Below are 16,036 nucleotides of genomic sequence, written 5' to 3'. Positions count from 1 at the left end.
GTCCAACGGCGAACTCTCCCCCGACGGCCGGCTCGACCCGGCCGGCGCCGCCTCCGCCCCGGCCGCCGCCGCACCCTCCGCCATCCCCACAGCGCAGCTTTACAAGACGGTCCTCCAGCGCTACCGCGCCTACCAGGACGCCTACAAAAAGGCCTACGCCACGAACGACCCGACGCGCCTCCCGGACGTCGCCAAGGACCCTCTTTTGAGCGACGTCACCAAGGACGTGGAGGCCACCAAGGCCAAGGGCGAGATCTGGCGCTTCACCAACACGTTCAACCCCCGGGTCTACGCCCGATCCAAGGACTACACGAAGGTCTACGTGATCGACTGCGTCCGCACCCTCGCCGCCTACCGCTACTCGGCCAAGACCGGCAAGCGGATGGACCAACTTCCCGGCGGAGCGTTCGTGTACCGGGCGACCGTCCAGTACGAATCTGGCACCTGGAAGGTCGCCGCCAATGTCCGGGACCGCCAATGCTGACGGTCCGCAGGGAAGGACACGCGATGTCTCTCCACACCCCCACCAGGCGTCGAGCGGCCCACGCCGTCATAACGGCAACGGCCCTGACCATTCCACTCCTGAGCGCCTTCCCCGCCCAAGCCGAAGGCTGCAACGTGGTCCCAGGAAAGGGCCCCAAGAAGGTGGGAAGCTGCAATCTGGTCAACCGGAAGCCCGGGACCGGAGGAGGAGGCGGAACGGGAGCAGGTGGCGGCGGCAACGGCGGCCCTGTGGCTCCTCCCCCACCCGTCGGTCTGACCGCAGACGAGGCGCAGGGCTTTGTGCCGGTGGGAAACACCGTGATCCCTCAAGCGGCACCGGTTACCACGGCAGATCTCGTAGCCAGGGCCCAGGCGGCGACCGAGTTTCCCGTGCCCGTCGTTCACACGGCTCCCGCGGACAAGACATACGTGAGGTTGCGGACAGCCCTTTGGATCGACGGCTTCGGCGACGTGGAGACCGAGCCCATCACCGAGGGTGCTCAGACGGTCCAGCTCGTGGCGGCGCCGAAGTCCGTGACATGGGATCTCGGCGAGAAAACGCTCGTCTGCGACGATGGCGGCAGCAAGAACGGCAAAACCTGCAACTACAGGTACAAGAGGTCGTCCGCCGCGCAGCCGAGCGGGTCGTACAAGATCACAGCCACCATCACGTGGGACGTCTCGTGGACGTGTGAAGGCGCCGACTGTGATCCGAACGGAGGAAACCTCGGCCCCACCACCATGACATCGGAGGCCACACCGCTCCTCGTGAGCGAGATCCAGACCAACACGGGCCAGTGACCTCCCGCGAGCATCCGTTACCGGGCTTCGTCGAACTGGCGGAACTGGGGGCCGGGGCCCAGGGCGAGGTCGTGCTGGCACGGCACGAGTCCGGCGGCGGGCCGGTGGCGATCAAGTATCTTGCCGCCGATCTGCTGCACGACACGACCGCCCGGAACACATTCCGGGACGAGGCGGAGATGCTCAAGCGGGTCACCGACCCGCATGTGGCGCGGCTCCTGGACTATCTGGAGTCGCCCTGGGGCGCCGCGATCATCCTGGAGGCCGTCGCCGGACGCCCACTCCGCAAGGTGCTGGACGAACATGAGGGGCCGCTGACACCCGAAGCCGCGCTGGCTACGTTGAAGGGCTCCCTGCTCGGATTAGCCGCAGCGCACTCGGTCGGAGTCGTCCATCGCGACTACAAACCGGCGAACGTGCTCGTCCAGGACGACGGGCAGAGCAAGCTGATCGACTTCGGGGTCGCCGTCCTCACCGGTCAGGGAGGCCAAGCCGGGACGCCCGCCTACATGTCACCGGAACAATGGGCCGGAGAACCCGCCACACCCGCGACCGACCTCTACGCGGCCACCTGCGTCTTCGTCGAATGCGTCACGGGCGAGAAACCCTTCGGCGGGACGACGCTCGCGGAGTTGAAAACCGCGCACGCCGAAGGTTCGGCGCCCCTGGAAAAGGTGCCGGAGCCGTTGCGCTCGTTAGTTCAGCGCGGCCTGGCCAAACGCCCCTCCGAACGGGTCTGGAACGCCTACGAGTTCGTGAGCCAACTAGAAGCCGCCGCCGTCCGGACCTACGGCCCCGACTGGGAACGACGCGGAATCCTCGCCTTGGGCGCCGTCGCCGCGACCGTGGCGACCGCCGTCCCGCTGGCAATGCTCGGCGGAGCCCTTTTCGCTCCCGGAGCGTCCGCAGGTGCAGCCGTCTCGACCGCGGCAGGTCATGCGTCGATGGGTTTCGCACAGGGCGCGACGTCAGCGGACGTTCTGGCGAAGACAGGGGCGTCCGCGTCCAAAGGCTTCTTGAGTAAGGTCGGCGGTGCCAAGGGGGCGGCGGCCATCGGCGCTGTCGGCACCGGCGCCGCCGTCGCGGCCTGGCTCTTCTGGCCCGGCCCCACAGTCGGCGGGACGAGCCGCGCCGGGGTCCATGCCCACTTCACCAAGCCCGGCGTTCTCCTTGGTCAGGCCAACCTCCCGGTCGCAGAGACCCCCTACATCGACCTCAAGTACTCACTTGCACCGGCACGGGCGAAAACCGGCACGGAAGTGCACCTTGAAGAGTCTTTCCACGCACGCACGCCGGCGGCCATCCACTACACGCCGACCGGCGAGCGGCAGTGCTTGGGAGAAAAGGTAGGAGGCTCCAAAACCCACTGGTATCAGTGGGGAATCGGCCTTGGCAAGGATCAGATCGATCTCAAGACATCAGACTATCTGGCGTTCTATCGAATTCCGCCATTCAAGAGGGGCGAGATCCCGCAGAAGGCAGGCGATGCGATCACCCTTCCGGTGATAAGTGACACGACGGGCGAGCAACAGCCTTACGTACCAGCGGAATGCGCCACCATGAGCCAGTGGACGACGAAGTACCGGATCGTCCTCCCTGAACACAAACTGCTGCCGCCGGGCAAGTACCTGGTGACTCCGCACGCCCCTATGAAGGTCACGACCGCAATCCGGGACGACGTAGCGATCCCGCCGGAGTCGGCCGGAGCGAGAATCGACGGGACGCTGCCGGTGATCGAGGTCCTGGGCGGCTGACTGGCCGAACGGCCCGCCACAAGCCGTGCTGTTCCGCCGCTGGTCTGGTCGGCGCCGTCCGCGACTCCGGCCTGCGGGATGACGTAGGTGCCTTCGCGGGCGTCCAGCGTGGCTTCGATGCGTTCGGACGCGGCGTAGCCGCCGCCCGCCGTGCCCTGTTGGTGGCGCTTGCGGATCGTCAGTCGGGTCAGGTTGATGGGCCGTCGGGTCGGTCACGTCGTGCCGTCGGGGCGGAGGGCCAGTTTGCCGACGGTGGCTCGTGCTTCCAGGTCCGCGAGTGCTTTTGGGCCCTCGGCCAGTTCGTGGACGGTGGGACGGCCGGAGCCGAGGACTCCGGCCGCGAGGAGGCCGAACAGTTCGCCCATGACTTCGCCGAAGATCTGCGGCGCGGCCTGGATCAGGATGCCGATGTTCAGGCCGATGAGGTGGACCTGGTGCTTGTAGACCAGGTCCCAGTTGGAGATCGCGGCTTCGCCGCCGGGCAGGCCGTAGACGACGACCCGGCCGGTGACCCGCTTGGCTGCGGCCAGGCTGGCGTCGAAGGTGGCGCCGCCGGCCGACTCCAGCACCAGGTCGGCGCCCGCGCCGCCGGTCAGCCGCAAGACCTCGGCGGCGAGGTCGGCGCCGCGCGAGTCGAGGACGTGGTCGGCGCCCAGCGCCCGCACCACCTCGTGCTTGCCATGTGAGGCCGTGGCAATCACCGTCGCGCCGTAGTGCTTGGCCATCTTCACCGCGGCCTGGCCGGTCCCGCCGGCGGCCGCGTGGATCAGGACGGTCTGCCCGGCGGTGACGCCGCCGAGCGGTTTGAGCGCCGCCAGCGCGGTCGGCCAGCTCACGACCAGGCCCAGTGCCTGTTCGTCGGCCCAGTCCGCGGGCACCGGGAGCGCGGCGGCCGCGGGCAGCACCATGTAGTCGGCGAAGGCGCCGCCCCTGATGCTGACGCCGATGACGTGGGTGCCGGGCTCCAGGCCGGTCACCCCCTCGCCGACGGCGATGACTTCACCGGCGCCCTCGATTCCCGCCAGATATGGCGGGTGCGGGCCGCCTGCGAACGTCCCGCGGGACTGCGAGATGTCGACGAAGTTGACGCCGGCGGCGGTGACCCGGATCAGGACTTCACCCGGGCCTGGGCTCGGCACCGGCGCATCGGTGACCAGGCGGAGGTCTTGCGGGCCGTCCAGGGACGTCTGCTCCAGGGCGCGCATGGTCGCGGGAATCCTCATGGCAGTCGCTCTCCTCTTTGTTTATCGACTGACAAACAAACCTGCCACGGCCGCGCACCGCCGGTCAAGGTAATGTTGATCGAACGACAAACAAGTACGGAGACGCACCCCGATGGCTACTCGCGGCAGGCCGCGCACCTTCGACCCGGACACCGCCCTCCGCCAGGCGCTGGACGTGTTCTGGGAACGCGGCTACGAGGGCACCTCGCTCAACGACCTGGCCAAGGCCATGGGAATCGCCTCGGCCAGCATCTACGCCTGCTTCGGAAGCAAGGAGGAGCTCTTCCGCCAGGTCATGGCCCTCTACGGAGCGACCTCGGGAGAGCGGCCCAGGCGTCCGCTGCGCGAAGAACCGGACACGCGCGCCGCGATCCACGCCATGCTGCGTGCCACCGCCGACGAGATCACCCGCCCGGACGCCCCCCACTACTGCATGCTCGTCCTAGCCGCGCCGACCGGGGCCGTGGAGAACCACACGGTCCGGGAGTTCCTGGCCGGCCTCCGGCACGGGCAGTTCACCGCCGTCCGAGACCGGCTCGCTCAAGGCGTCACCGACGGCGACCTCTCCGTGCCACCCGCCGACCTCGACGCCATCGCGCGCTATTACACCACCGTGGTGCAGGGCCTCTCCATACAGGCGCGCGACGGCGCCACCCGCGCCGAGTTGGAAGGGGTCGTCACCGGGGCAATGGCCGCCTGGGACACGCTCACGTCCGCGCGGCCTGGTCAGCAGGCCCGGCGGCAGGGGAGGGACCTGCCGTCGTGACCGACGCTGATCAGCGCCGAGTCGTCGGGGGTTAACGTCATCTCCCTTGGGCGCATCAGGTTCTCAGGTGCCGCTTTGACGACCGCGATGACCAGCAGGACGGCCAGGACGTGCTGAGCAGGGCTCGGAACCGGCCGCGGCGCCGGGCCAGCGGTGCCGAGCCAGCATCGCCGCCGCGTCCAAGAAGGCGCGCTCCAGGACGTTGAGGCTGGCCGATATGCGCGCGCACGGTGATCCTGCGCGAGGCGAGGCGAGGCGGGACGGGATCGGGGGTTCGCCGTTCAGCGCCGCCTCCAGTTGTTCCGGCGACGAGGACCGGATGATGAGGCGCCCCGAGGCCCGCCACATGCCCTGGCCCACCGAGATGGACCAGGAGGGGAACCGTTCGCGCAGACGGGCCAGGACGTCGGCCTCGTTCACGCCGGCCCGTCGGACAGCAGTGCCCACACGGCCTTCCCACCGCCGCCGACCGGCTGGGCGCCCCACTCCTTGACCAGCGCACCCAGCATCGCCAGGCCGCGCCCGCCCTCATCCAGCAGGTCCGCCGCACCCGCGACCGGCAGGACGTCGCAGGAGTCGAACACCTCCACGACCGTCCCCTTGTCCGCCTGGACGACCCGTACCGTCGCGGTCGCACTCCCGGTGTGCCGAAGGACGTTCGTCACCAGCTCCGACACCACGACCTTCGCCACGTACGCGTCCTGCCCCCATCTCCCCAGGACGTCCTCGACCCAGTCCCGAGCGACCTTGATCGACTCGGCCTGAACCGGCACAACGATCTCCGCGGGGCCCTCCATGAACGATCACCTCCGAGTTCCGGTAACTCCCCGCACAGAATCCACTCCAAGGCGTAATGTGACCACGAAAGAACGACAACACAGGCACGCCGTTGTCAGAAGGTGTCAGCCGATCTTCAGGGGGTGTGCCAATGGCTGCACGCAAGCCAACGCGTCAGACGATCTCCTTCGGCCAGGAAGTGACCCGGCTTCGGCATGAGGCTGACCTCACTCGGCTTGAGCTGGCCGACCGCGCTGCTGTGAGCCGCAGTTACATCGCCCAAGTGGAGAACGGGACCACCCGATGCCGGAGGGACTTCGCCATACGACTGGACGAGGCCCTCGGAATCGACCCCACGCTCACCGACGCCTGGGACGGAATCCTCAAGTCATCGGCTCACCCGAAGTTCTTCACCGACTACTCGGTGGCTGAGTCGACTGCAGCCCTCCTGCGCGCCTACCACGAGACATTCGTCTACGGCATGTTCCAGACTGAGAGGTACGCTCGAACGCTGCTGCCGACAGACGGCGCCTATGAGGGGCGCATGCGCCGACAACAGATTCTGAAGGGCGAGAACGCGCCCACGATCTGTGTCGTCATCGGCGAAGCCGTGCTGCTACGAGAGGTCGGCGGACCGGACGTGATGCGCGAGCAACTCGCCTACTTGCTTGAGGTCTCTGAGTGGGAGAACGTCACACTCCAGATCGCACCAACGGCCTATTACCGCGGCATCAGTGGCTCGTTCGATCTCGCTACCCAGGCAACCGGAGAAGAGTTGCTGCACCAGGAAACCTCCACCGGAGGGGTCACCTCGGGCGAGCGGGACGATATCTTGCACATCGTCAAGGCGTTCTCGACGTTGCAAGCCAAGGCATTGAGCGCCGACGCCTCCCGCGAGTTCATACGAAAGGTCATCTCGGAGCGATGGACAGGCACGTGACGGTGTGGCGAAAGGCTCGGCAGAGCAACGACCAGGGCGGCTCGTGTGTGGAGATGGCGGCGCTCGCTGAGGGCGTGGGGGTGCGGGACTCCAAGGATCCAGATGGACCCAAGCTCCTCCTCGCCCGGACTGCGTTCCGCAGCCTCCTGACCGAGCTCAAACAGCGGTAGTCCCCCACCAGCCAGCGAAGCCCCGGCCCTCCCGGCCGGGGCTTCTCCATGTCTGGGCAGCTCATCGCCACGTCATTACTTTCGAAGCACACCCCGCGGTTCTGCGGTGTGGTCGGCGCCTTTGGCGTGTGGGTGACCGGGGTGGTGCAGGGTGGCGCCTTCGATGTCGAGGTTGGGGAGGAGCCGGTTCAGCCATCGGGGCAGCCACCAGGCGGCATGGCCGGTCAGTGCGAGGACGGCGGGCACGAGGGTCATCCGGACGAGGAAGGCGTCGGCCAGGATCCCGGCGGCCAGGCCGAGGGCGATGGGTTTGAGGGTGAGGTCGTCGGTGGTGACGAAGCCGGTGAAGACGGCGAACATGATCAGTGCGGCGGCGGTGATGACCCGGGTGGCGTGCCTTGAACCGGTCAGGACGGCCTCGCGCGGCCGGCCGGTGCGGACGTGTTCCTCGCGGATCCGCGATACCAGGAAGACCTGGTAGTCCATGGCCAGGCCGAACAGCACGGCGATCACGACGATGGGCATGAAGCTGAAGACCGGTCCGGTGGTGGCGACGCCGAACAGGCCGGCGAGCCAGCCCCACTGGAAGACGGCGACGACCGCGCCGAACGCGGCGCCCGCCGACAGCAGGAACCCGGCCGCGGCCTTGACCGGAACGAGGATCGAGCGGAAGACCAGGAGCAGCAACAGCAGCGAGAGCCCGACCACGACGGCGATGAAGGGCGGTAGCGAGTCGCGGAGCCGGTCGGAGACGTCGATGGCGGCGGGCGTGGAGCCGGTGACCAGGACCTCGGCGTCCGCGGCGGCGCCGAGGGCGGGGGTATGGGAGCGGATGTCGCGGACGAGTCGTTGGGTCGCCTGGGTGCGCGGGCCCTGCTCGGGGACGAGGTTGAGGACCGCGGTGCGGCCGTCGGTGCCGGGTTCGGGGTCGCTGACCGATGCCACACCGGGCAGGTCGAGCGCGGCGCCGATCTGGGCGGCGGCCCGTACCGGGTCGTCCCCGCGGGTGTGGACGAGGACCAGCAGCCGTCCGTTGTTGCCGGGACCGAAGGCGTCGGAGATCAGGTCGTAGGCCTTGCGCTGGGTGGAGGCGGGGTCGGCGGTGCCGTTGTCGGGCATCGCCAGGTTGAGCCGCAGCGCCGGGAGCGCCATCGCGCCCAGGGCCAGCAGGACGACCGGGATGGTGATCAGCGGGCGGCGGGTGACCAGGCGGGCCCAGCGCAGCCCGCCGGCGCCGGCGGGCCGCGGGCGGGTGGCGGGCGAGCCCGGCTTGGGACGCAGACGCTCCCCGGCCAGGCCGAACAGGGCGGGCAGCAGGGTGACCGCGGCGCCCACCGCCATCAGCACGGTCAGTGCGGCGGCCAGGCCCATGACGGTCAGGAACGGGATGCCGACCACCGCCAGCCCGGCCAGCGCGACGATCACCGTCAGGCCGGCGAAGACGACGGCGCCGCCGGCGGTGGCGGTCGCGCGCGCCGCTGATTCCTCGGCTCCCATTCCGTCGGCGAGTTGGGCGCGGTGCCGGGAGCCGACGAACAGCGCGTAGTCGATGCCGACGGCCAGGCCGACCATCAGCGCCAGGGCCGGGGCGGTGTCGGAGACGGTGGCGATGTTGGAGGCCAGCAGCACTCCCAGCAGCCCGATCGCCAGCCCGGCCAGTGCGGTGGCCAGCGTCAGCCCGGCGGCCAGCAGCGAGCCGAAGGTGAGCACCAGCACGACCACGGCGACGACGAGGCCGATCACCTCGCCCATGCCGACCTGCATGCCGGCGGTGCTGTAGACGGTCCCGCCGACCTCGGCGCGCAGGCCGCCGGACCGCGCCGCGGCGGCGATGTCCTCCAAGGCGGTGACGCTGGCGTCCGCCAGGACGTCCCGCTTGATCGGATACAGCACCTGGGCGAGCGCGGTGCGGCGGTCGGCCGAGATGGTCCCGGTCCGGAACGGGTCGGTGGCCTCGGCGACCTGCGGCGCCGCGGCCGCCTCCCGCACCGTGCTCTGGATGCGGGCCCGGTGGGCCGGGTCGTCGACGGTGGTGCCGGGCGGGGCGGCGAACACCAGTTGCGCGGTCACCCCGGTCGCCTTTGGCAGGACCCGTTCCAGCAGGTCGATGCCCTGCTGGGACTGCGAGCCGGGGATGGTGGCCTCGCTGTCCAGGTGGGAGCCGAAGGTCGCCAAGCCGCCTCCGGCCAGGAACAGCAGCACCAGCCAGCCGGCCAGGAACCGGAATCGGTGGCGGAACGCGGTCCGGCCGAGCCGGTGGAGCAGGGTCGCCAACGGGAGTCCTCTCAGGCGTTCGTGGTCGGGGGGAGCAGTGCGGTCAGCACGGCGGTGAACGCCTGCTTGATGACGTCCGCGGTGACGGCCTCGGGGTCGGCGAGGTGCTCGTTGACCAGGCCGTTGGTGAGGCAGTGCAGGATCAGCCCGGCCAGCTCGGCGGGAACGGCCGCACCGGTGCCGGTGCGCTCGGTCACTTCGGCGACGGAGCGGGCGGCGGTGTCGCGCTGTGCGCGGCGCATCGGGGCCAGCACGGCCCGGGTCTGCTCGTCGCGGGCGGCGCGGGCGGCGAACTCCAGCCCGAGTTGGCCGTGCCGGGTGTCCCCGGTGATGCGGGCGGCGATCAGCTCGGCGACCCGTTCGATCACCGCACCGGCGTTGTCGGCGCCGTCGATCTCGGCGGTCACCGTGGCGAGCTCGTCCTGGGCCCCCTGGCCGAGGACGGCGCCGAACAGTTCCTGCTTGCCGCCGAAGTTGGAGTAGACGGCGCCCTTGGTGAATCCGGCGGCATGGGCGATGTCCTCGATCCGGGCGTCGTCGTAGCCGTGTTCGGTGAACGCCCGCACCGCTTCGGTCAGCAGCCGCCGCCGGACCTCCTCGCGTGGGACCCGCCTCGCGGGCCCCGGCCTGTCAGTGGGGTTGTCGGTCATGACCGGACCGTAGCATACTTAAAGTATTCAATACTTTCGGTATCGACTTTGGAGGCTCGTTGCCCCCCTCATTTCGTCGCTCACTGCCCCTGGCCACGGGATCGCTGCTGCTGCTCGCGTCCCTCACCGGCTGCGGCGCGTCGGCCGCCGACGCCACGCCCGAGCGGCGCGACTTCGGCCCCGCAGGCTCCCGCCTCACCATCGCCAAGGACCAGGGCGACCTGGAGATCCGTCCCGCCGATGTCAAGAACGTGCAGGTGACACGCCGATTCGACCGGTGGGCGCTGATCGGCGGCAAGCCGTCCGCGACCTGGGAACTGGCCGGCGACCGGCTCACCCTGTCCACCGACTGCGGCGCCCTGATCGGCGGCTGCGCAGTGCGCTACCAGGTGCTGGTGCCCCGCAGCCTCACGGTCGGCATCGAGGGCCAGAACGGGACGATCTCGGCCACCGGCTTCGGGACCGCGCTGCGCATCCGCAGCACAAACGGCGCGATCAAGGTCAACGGCGCCACCGGCCCGCTCGACCTGCGCAGCGAGAACGGCGAACTGCGCTCCACCGCGACCAGGTCGCCACAGCTCTCGGCCACGTCCCAGAGCGGCAAGGTCGACCTGTCATTCGCCGCCGCGCCACGCCAGGCAACCGTGACCACCGAGAACGGTGAGGTGAAGGTGACGGTCCCACGCGCCACCTACAAGATCAGCACCACCACCGACAGCGGCGACGTCCACGCCGACGTCCCCAAGGACGCCTCGGCCCCCCGCTCGATCACCGTCCGCACCGACAGCGGGGCGATCACCTTGAACACCGCGGCAGGCGGCTGACCCCCTACGGCGCGTCCGGCTCGAAGTCCTCCTCGAAGAAGCTGTCGTGGCGCACGCGGAACTCCTTGAGTTCCTGGCCGCCGCGCTGCGACATCTCCGCGACCCTCTCGAAGTACTCCTCGCGCGGGGCGCCCGGAGAGAAGAGCATGAGCATCGACATGGGCTCGTCCGCCACGTTCCTGAAGCCGTGCAGGCCGCCGACCGGCACGTACAGGAAGTCACCGGGGCGGCCTGTCACCCACTTATCGCCGTTGAAGAGCTCCAACTCCCCGGAGAGGACGTAGAACGACTCCGACATCGCCTTGTGGAAGTGGGTCTTTGCGCCGGCGGACCGTGCTGCCAGGTCCACCTTGTACAGGCCGAACTCGCCGCCAGTGGACTCGTGGGTGGCCAGGTAGTGGGTGCCGCCGCCGCCGGGCGAGGTGAGGTCCGGCGGGGTGTCGGCGGTCCGGAAGGACGCGTTCACCTCGCCCCTGTCTCCGTGGTAGCGGGGCTCGGGGTACTGCAGGTGCTCCGGGTACGACATCGTGCTCTCCTTGCCGTTGAGGTTCACTCCCATGGTGGCTTTCGCCCCACGGTGCCCGGATCGGCCACAAGCATGATCATGGGGTAGGCCTAGGTCCTGGGCCTACGGCCTAGGTCCCCGGCGATGTGGCCCGCACACATCGGCCGGTCAGGCCTTCCGGATCGCCTCGGGCACCTGGGCCGGTGACGTGGGCCAGGGGGCGCCGTGGCCCGGGAGCACCCAGGAGGCCGACAGTCCGGCGATGCGGTCGAGGGAGGCGAGCGCTTCGGCCGGGTCGTCGGTGAAGGGCGCGGGCTGCGGACCGCCGCGTCCGGTGAGGACATGCCGCGTGGTCAGCGCGTCGCCGACGAAGACGGCGTCGGCGACCGGGACGTGCACGGCCACGCTTCCCGGGGAGTGTCCCGGCATGCCCACGATGGCCGGGCTGCCGGGCAGGTCCAGGACGTCGCCGTCCGCGATCTCGGTGACTTCGCCGATGTAGCGGGGACGCAGGCCGTTCTTGCGGATGGAGTAGCCGAAGAAGCCGAGCGTCGGGACGAGGCGCATGGGGCCGAACGCGACCTTGGGCTTCTCTCCCGTGCGGGCGCGGACGGCGTCGGCGGCGTGCACGAACACCGGCACGCCGTGGTCGCGGCGCAGGCGTTCGGCGAAGCCGATGTGGTCGGAGTCGCCGTGGGTCAGCACGAGCCCGCGGATGTCGTCGACGGTCTTGCCCAGGGAGCGGAGTTCGCGCTGGAGGTCCCGCCAGTGGCCGGGCAGCCCCGCGTCGATGAGCGTGATGCCCTCGGGGGTGTCGACGAGGTAGCACGCCACGATGTCGTTCCCGAGGCGGTGCAGATGAGGGGCGAGTTTCATAAGGCTTCTCCAAGCAGTGGGTGCAGAGCGTCAGCGGCTAAGCAATATAATTTATAGGCTAACACTAATAGCCTCCGGTTGGTTCATCCCGGGGTGACGGTTGTGTGGTCTTCGTCAGGTTCGTAGGCCACGACCTGGACGACCGGGAGGTGGGACGCCGGGGTACCGGCTGGTGGGCCCGGCACCGTTAGCAGGGGTGTCTCGCCTGGTCGGGCCGCCGTGGTCTCGTGGGTGCCCAGTTCGCCGACCGTCTTCAGGCGCGTCACGTTCGGACCGGCCGCCGCTATCAGATGCCAGCGCCGGGATGACCGCCACCACAGGGCGGCGGCCATCGTTCCGGTCGATGAGGTGGTGTCGCTGTTCGTCCTGCCGCGCTCGGACAGGGCCCGTCCAGAGTCGGAGATCAGGATCGAGGTGCCCGGCGCGTCCGCGGACGGGTCCACGGTCAGCAGGGTCGCCTTGCCGCCGTTGTCGGGCAGGTCGCCGCTCCACAGGCGGCCCAATCGCAGGTCGGCCGACTCGCTCAGGGTCGTCGCCCCCTCGCAGGCGACGGCGTGCAGCGCGGCCCACCGGAACCGCTCCTCGGACGGGGTGCGGAACCACACCCGTGGCGCCGCAGAGCGGGGGTCGTTGGAGGCGAGTTGCGTGACGGCCTGCGGCTGCCCGGCGGGCGGGCGGAACGTCATCTGGAACACCACGTAGTTCTGGCAGCGCGGTCTGAACCAGTTCCACGGCAGCGGGTCGCTCAACCCGTCCCGGATCGCCAGAGGTCGCCAGGCCGGGGAGCGCCCGGACGGCATCGCCGCCCGCACGTCGCGCAGCCATGGCGGGACGAGGTAGCGCCACGTCATGCCCAGCATGATGAGTTGCCCCGCGTCCGTCCCGAGCCTGCGGACCGACTCCACGCCGCGTGACAGGCGCCGCTCGAAGTACTGCGCCACGCTGGGCGCGTCCCGGCGGCCGGGAGAGTCGCGCAGCACGACCAGGGACGCGCCGTCCACCCTCCCGGCGTACAGGACGAGGACGCGGCCGCGCGGCGGTTCGTCGCCGGCGCGCCAGGCGTCGGCGGCCCGGCGCAGCAGGCCGGCGTCGTGTCGCAGTCCGCCCTGGGCGGGCCAATGGTCGATGGTCGGCGTCGCGGTCGTCTGCCACGCGCGCGGGTCGATCGCGGCCAGCCCGCCACGCTTGTCGTCCGGCCGGGTCAGGACGAACCCGGCGACCGCCAGAAGCGGCACCAGCAGGAGCGCTACGGCGGCGCGCCGGACGGGTGGTGGGCGGAGCCGGACCAGATCGGGCTCGAACGCCTCGATCTCGGCCCGCTGCTCGGCCTCGTCCAGCCCCGTCCGGCCGTCGACGGCGGCGATGGCCTGGTCCACGTCCGCGAAATCGACCTCGACATGGGGACGTAATTCCGCGGCGACCTCGGGGGCGGTGAGACCGTCGCGGCGCAACAGGTAGGCGAGCCGCTCATGGGGCGGCAACCGCAGCAGCGCCGTCCGGACCGGCCCCGGCGAGGTTCGCGCGGGCTCGAAGACGAGGCGGTGCAGCCGGTTCCGCCCGGCGGGCGGGCCGGTGAGCAGGGTCGCGACGAGCAGCGTCCGCATGGCCGGGTATCCCCCGCGCCGAGCCCGGACGGCCACGGTGGCGACGCGGCGGGCGCGCATCAGCGGGGCGTCGCCGTCGTCCAGCACCAGGTACGCCAGCCGCAGAAGCCTGGCGTAGTGCTCGCGGTCCACCGTCCGCACCGGGGCACCTCCACCCGCATTGTGCGCACGGGTCGGTCACGGTGGGGTTGAGCGAGCGGGGTGTATCAGGAGATGGAGCGGAGCCGGCCGTGGGGACGGCGGTGAAGTTGGTCGATGGCCTCGGCCGTCTGCTCGTCGGCGGGGAGGAAGACGACGAGTTGCTGGGCATCGGCGGGGAGTTCGAGGGTCTCGCGGAGGAGTCGGAGCTCGTGGCCCGCCGGGTGGTAGAGCCGGAGGACTCCACGTCGCGGTACCACGTGGCGGTTCAGGCGGCGGGTGAGATCGGGGCCGGCCATGGGGGTCAGTTCGGCGGTGAGCCATTCGAGGTTCTCGAGGGACGGTGCGAGCCACAGGTCGAATGCCTGCTCGTCCGCGATGTCGTCCCAGTCGGTGAAGAACGTCCGGGCGCGGGGGTCGGTGAAAACGTAGCGGGTGAGGTTCGGGAGGTCGGTGTCGAGCAGGCCGGTTCCACTGGTGACCGACTCGTAGCCGCCGGTGTGCGCGAGGACGTCGCCCAGCCGGTTGGTGACGATGGCGATGCCCGGTTCGAGGAGGCGGAGAGTCGTGAGGACGGACGGCCGCACCCGCCGGGGCGGTGGTGCGGGCCGGAAGTCGGCGGAGCACCGATCGCCGGTGATCTTCGCGAGGTAGCGCAGGTGGGTGCGTTCCGAAGGGGAGAGGCTGAGCGCGTCGGCGAGCGCGTTGATGACCGCGGTCGAGGGATTGCGGTCGCGGCCCTGCTCGATGCGGGTCAGGTACTCGACGCTGATGCCGCCCCGCGTGGCGAGGTCCAGGCGGCGTAGACCGGGCGACCGGCGGTGGCCGCGTTCGGGCAGCCCCAGGGATTCCGGCTGGATGCTGTCGCGCTTGGCACGGATGAAATTCCCCAACGGTGTGCCCATGCCGTGAGCGTACGGCGCTGCCGGGTGCCGAGGGTGGCCCCCTGGGGGCCAGCCTGAGCGCGGCCTGGCTGTCGCCGCGGCTCGGCTCGATCGTGGTGGACATGCAGAACAAGCACAACACAAGGCGTCGTTCTGGTCAGGCATTGCTGGTGTGGGGGCTGCTGGTGGTGGCGGCGAACCTGCGGGCGAGTCTGACCGGCGTCGGACCGCTGCTGGATCGCGTACAGGACGATCTGGGGCTGGACCCGGCCGTGGCGGGCCTGCTGAACACGCTGCCCTTGCTGGCGTTCGCGGTGCTGTCTCCGATGGTTCCGCGACTGGCCGCGCGGTGGGGACCCGAGCGGCTCCTCGGGGGTGCGCTCGTGGTGCTGGCACTGGGGATCGCGGTCCGATGGGTGCCGGTGGCGATCGGCCTGTTCTCGGGAACCGTACTGATCGGGGCGGGAATCGCCGTGGGCAACGTGGTACTGCCCAGCCTGATCAAGCGCGATTTCCCCACCAGAGTGGGGCTGCTGACCAGTGCGTACGCCACGGTGATGGGGGGTGTGGCCGCGGTGGCCTCCGGGGTGGCGGTACCGATCGGCCAGGCCGCCCCGGGCGGCTGGGCCACCGCGCTGGGGTGCTGGATCGTGCTCGCGCTCGTGGCCGTCGCGCTGTGGCTTCCGCAGATGCGAACCCCGCGGACGGTCCCGGAGGCGGCTCGCGGACACCGGTTGCCGTGGCGATCGGCGCTGGCGTGGGCGGTGACGGCTTTCATGGGGCTGCAGTCGCTCAGCTTCTATGTCGTGGTGACGTGGCTGCCTCAGGTGTTCCAGGACAGCGGAGTGAGTGCGGCCGCGGCCGGATGGCTGCTGTTCCTGTTCCAGGCCGTCGCCGTCGTGACCAGCCTGGCGGTGCCTGCCGTGATGCGCCGGGCGCGTGACCAGCGAGCGGTGGCGACGGTGAGCTCGGCGGTCGTCCTCGCCGGCTACCTCGGGCTCCTGGTGGCGCCGGGATGGGCGGCGCTGTGGAGCGTCGTCCTCGGGTTGGGCGGCGGAGCCTGCCTGGTGCTCGCACTGGCCTTCTTCAGCCTGCGCGCCCAGGACGCGGCCGTGGCGGGCGCGTTGTCGGCGATGGCGCAGTCGATCGGCTACCTGCTGGCAGCGGCGGGACCGGTGGTTTTCGGACTGCTGCACACCGTCGGTTCCGGCTGGCGCGCACCGATCACCCTGATGTGCGTCGCCGCGTCCGGCCAGGCGGTCGTCGCGCTGGCTGCCGGCCGGGGCACCGTGCGGCCGGCGGCGGCGTGAACTGGGACGGGACGGCGTGAGGCCCGGTTAGCATCTGGGCGTGGGGGTGATGATCCG

General features: G+C 70.2%; 17 protein-coding genes. 8 read left to right on the top strand and 9 right to left on the bottom strand.

Annotated elements, in window-relative coordinates; genetic code table 11:
* From E1293_RS47875 to E1293_RS33095, 3 genes are all read left to right on the top strand, one after another.
* On the top strand, positions 1–484 hold a 484-nt coding region (locus tag E1293_RS47875), incomplete at its 5' end, for a hypothetical protein (protein WP_165978505.1).
* A gap of 23 nt (positions 485–507) precedes the next feature.
* Positions 508–1,284 (top strand): hypothetical protein, encoded by a 777-nt coding sequence (locus E1293_RS33100; protein WP_132201637.1) that lies wholly within the window; start codon positions 508–510, stop codon positions 1,282–1,284.
* Positions 1,281–3,038 carry a serine/threonine-protein kinase gene (locus tag E1293_RS33095; RefSeq protein WP_132201635.1) on the top strand — a complete coding sequence of 586 codons (1,758 nt, stop codon included), beginning with the start codon at positions 1,281–1,283 and terminating at the stop codon, positions 3,036–3,038. The genes E1293_RS33100 and E1293_RS33095 overlap by 4 nt, the downstream gene beginning before the upstream one ends.
* 212 nt (positions 3,039–3,250) lie before the next feature.
* On the opposite strand, the gene E1293_RS33090 is transcribed toward E1293_RS33095, so the two are convergent.
* Complete coding sequence (locus E1293_RS33090) at positions 3,251–4,261, bottom strand: zinc-binding dehydrogenase (RefSeq protein WP_132201633.1); 1,011 nt, start codon at positions 4,259–4,261, stop codon at positions 3,251–3,253.
* Positions 4,262–4,373: 112 nt separating this feature from the next.
* On the opposite strand from E1293_RS33090, the gene E1293_RS33085 reads away from it, so the two are divergent.
* Positions 4,374–5,027, top strand: a complete 654-nt coding sequence (locus E1293_RS33085) for a TetR/AcrR family transcriptional regulator (RefSeq protein WP_132201631.1) — start codon at positions 4,374–4,376, stop codon at positions 5,025–5,027.
* Positions 5,028–5,090: 63 nt separating this feature from the next.
* Here the strand turns inward: E1293_RS33085 and E1293_RS33080 are convergent, their stop codons facing one another.
* Positions 5,091–5,447, bottom strand: a complete 357-nt coding sequence (locus tag E1293_RS33080) for a hypothetical protein (RefSeq protein WP_132201629.1) — start codon at positions 5,445–5,447, stop codon at positions 5,091–5,093.
* Positions 5,444–5,824 (bottom strand): ATP-binding protein, encoded by a 381-nt coding sequence (locus E1293_RS33075; protein ID WP_132201627.1) that lies wholly within the window; start codon positions 5,822–5,824, stop codon positions 5,444–5,446. The genes E1293_RS33080 and E1293_RS33075 overlap by 4 nt, the downstream gene beginning before the upstream one ends.
* Before the next feature lie 131 nt (positions 5,825–5,955).
* Between E1293_RS33075 and E1293_RS33070 the strand changes: the two genes are divergently transcribed.
* Positions 5,956–6,744, top strand: coding sequence for a helix-turn-helix domain-containing protein (locus E1293_RS33070; protein WP_132201625.1), 789 nt, complete (start codon positions 5,956–5,958; stop codon positions 6,742–6,744).
* On the top strand, positions 6,729–6,914 hold the full coding sequence (locus E1293_RS33065) for a DUF397 domain-containing protein (RefSeq protein WP_132201623.1): 186 nt from the start codon (positions 6,729–6,731) through the stop codon (positions 6,912–6,914). Before E1293_RS33070 ends, E1293_RS33065 begins: the two co-directional genes overlap by 16 nt.
* A 75-nt stretch (positions 6,915–6,989) precedes the next feature.
* Here E1293_RS33065 and E1293_RS33060 read toward each other — a convergent pair whose 3' ends face one another.
* Positions 6,990–9,188: an MMPL family transporter gene (locus tag E1293_RS33060; protein WP_132201621.1), complete on the bottom strand. Its 2,199-nt coding sequence runs from the start codon at positions 9,186–9,188 to the stop codon at positions 6,990–6,992.
* Positions 9,189–9,199: 11 nt separating this feature from the next.
* Positions 9,200–9,838 carry a TetR/AcrR family transcriptional regulator gene (locus E1293_RS33055; RefSeq protein ID WP_132201619.1) on the bottom strand — a complete coding sequence of 213 codons (639 nt, stop codon included), beginning with the start codon at positions 9,836–9,838 and terminating at the stop codon, positions 9,200–9,202.
* Between the two features lie 59 nt (positions 9,839–9,897).
* Between E1293_RS33055 and E1293_RS33050 the strand changes: the two genes are divergently transcribed.
* A complete protein-coding gene (locus E1293_RS33050; protein ID WP_165978504.1) occupies positions 9,898–10,662 on the top strand; it encodes a DUF4097 family beta strand repeat-containing protein in 765 nt (254 codons plus the stop codon).
* Positions 10,663–10,666: 4 nt separating this feature from the next.
* Here the strand turns inward: E1293_RS33050 and E1293_RS33045 are convergent, their stop codons facing one another.
* The 4 genes from E1293_RS33045 to E1293_RS33030 all read right to left on the bottom strand — a co-directional run bounded on the left by E1293_RS33045 (position 10,667) and on the right by E1293_RS33030 (position 14,690).
* Positions 10,667–11,221, bottom strand: a complete 555-nt coding sequence (locus E1293_RS33045; RefSeq protein ID WP_243716893.1) for a cupin domain-containing protein — start codon at positions 11,219–11,221, stop codon at positions 10,667–10,669.
* Between the two features lie 114 nt (positions 11,222–11,335).
* Positions 11,336–12,043: an MBL fold metallo-hydrolase gene (locus E1293_RS33040; RefSeq protein WP_132201615.1), complete on the bottom strand. Its 708-nt coding sequence runs from the start codon at positions 12,041–12,043 to the stop codon at positions 11,336–11,338.
* Between the two features lie 83 nt (positions 12,044–12,126).
* Positions 12,127–13,788, bottom strand: coding sequence for a hypothetical protein (locus E1293_RS33035; RefSeq protein WP_132201613.1), 1,662 nt, complete (start codon positions 13,786–13,788; stop codon positions 12,127–12,129).
* Positions 13,789–13,853: 65 nt separating this feature from the next.
* Positions 13,854–14,690, bottom strand: coding sequence for a helix-turn-helix domain-containing protein (locus tag E1293_RS33030; protein ID WP_132201611.1), 837 nt, complete (start codon positions 14,688–14,690; stop codon positions 13,854–13,856).
* 101 nt (positions 14,691–14,791) lie between these two features.
* On the opposite strand from E1293_RS33030, the gene E1293_RS33025 reads away from it, so the two are divergent.
* A complete protein-coding gene (locus tag E1293_RS33025; protein ID WP_132201609.1) occupies positions 14,792–15,979 on the top strand; it encodes an MFS transporter in 1,188 nt (395 codons plus the stop codon).
* Positions 15,980–16,036: the final 57 nt, after the last annotated feature.

Origin of the sequence: Actinomadura darangshiensis (assembly GCF_004349235.1) — a bacterium.
GTDB lineage: Bacteria > Actinomycetota > Actinomycetes > Streptosporangiales > Streptosporangiaceae > Spirillospora > Spirillospora darangshiensis.
Note: the sequence above shows the minus strand (reverse complement) of the source record. Positions and strands in the feature narration are given on the sequence as shown.

Excerpts from the sequence above, each read along its gene's own strand:
- E1293_RS33100 (WP_132201637.1), top strand. The coding sequence starts at position 508 with ATGTCTCTCCACACCCCCACCAGGCGTCGAGCGGCCCACGCCGTCATA.
- E1293_RS33090 (WP_132201633.1), bottom strand. The coding sequence starts at position 4,261 with ATGAGGATTCCCGCGACCATGCGCGCCCTGGAGCAGACGTCCCTGGAC.
- E1293_RS33085 (WP_132201631.1), top strand. The coding sequence starts at position 4,374 with ATGGCTACTCGCGGCAGGCCGCGCACCTTCGACCCGGACACCGCCCTC.
- E1293_RS33075 (WP_132201627.1), bottom strand. The coding sequence starts at position 5,824 with ATGGAGGGCCCCGCGGAGATCGTTGTGCCGGTTCAGGCCGAGTCGATC.
- E1293_RS33070 (WP_132201625.1), top strand. The coding sequence starts at position 5,956 with ATGGCTGCACGCAAGCCAACGCGTCAGACGATCTCCTTCGGCCAGGAA.
- E1293_RS33065 (WP_132201623.1), top strand. The coding sequence starts at position 6,729 with ATGGACAGGCACGTGACGGTGTGGCGAAAGGCTCGGCAGAGCAACGAC.
- E1293_RS33055 (WP_132201619.1), bottom strand. The coding sequence starts at position 9,838 with ATGACCGACAACCCCACTGACAGGCCGGGGCCCGCGAGGCGGGTCCCA.
- E1293_RS33045 (WP_243716893.1), bottom strand. The coding sequence starts at position 11,221 with ATGGGAGTGAACCTCAACGGCAAGGAGAGCACGATGTCGTACCCGGAG.
- E1293_RS33040 (WP_132201615.1), bottom strand. The coding sequence starts at position 12,043 with ATGAAACTCGCCCCTCATCTGCACCGCCTCGGGAACGACATCGTGGCG.
- E1293_RS33030 (WP_132201611.1), bottom strand. The coding sequence starts at position 14,690 with ATGGGCACACCGTTGGGGAATTTCATCCGTGCCAAGCGCGACAGCATC.
- E1293_RS33025 (WP_132201609.1), top strand. The coding sequence starts at position 14,792 with ATGCAGAACAAGCACAACACAAGGCGTCGTTCTGGTCAGGCATTGCTG.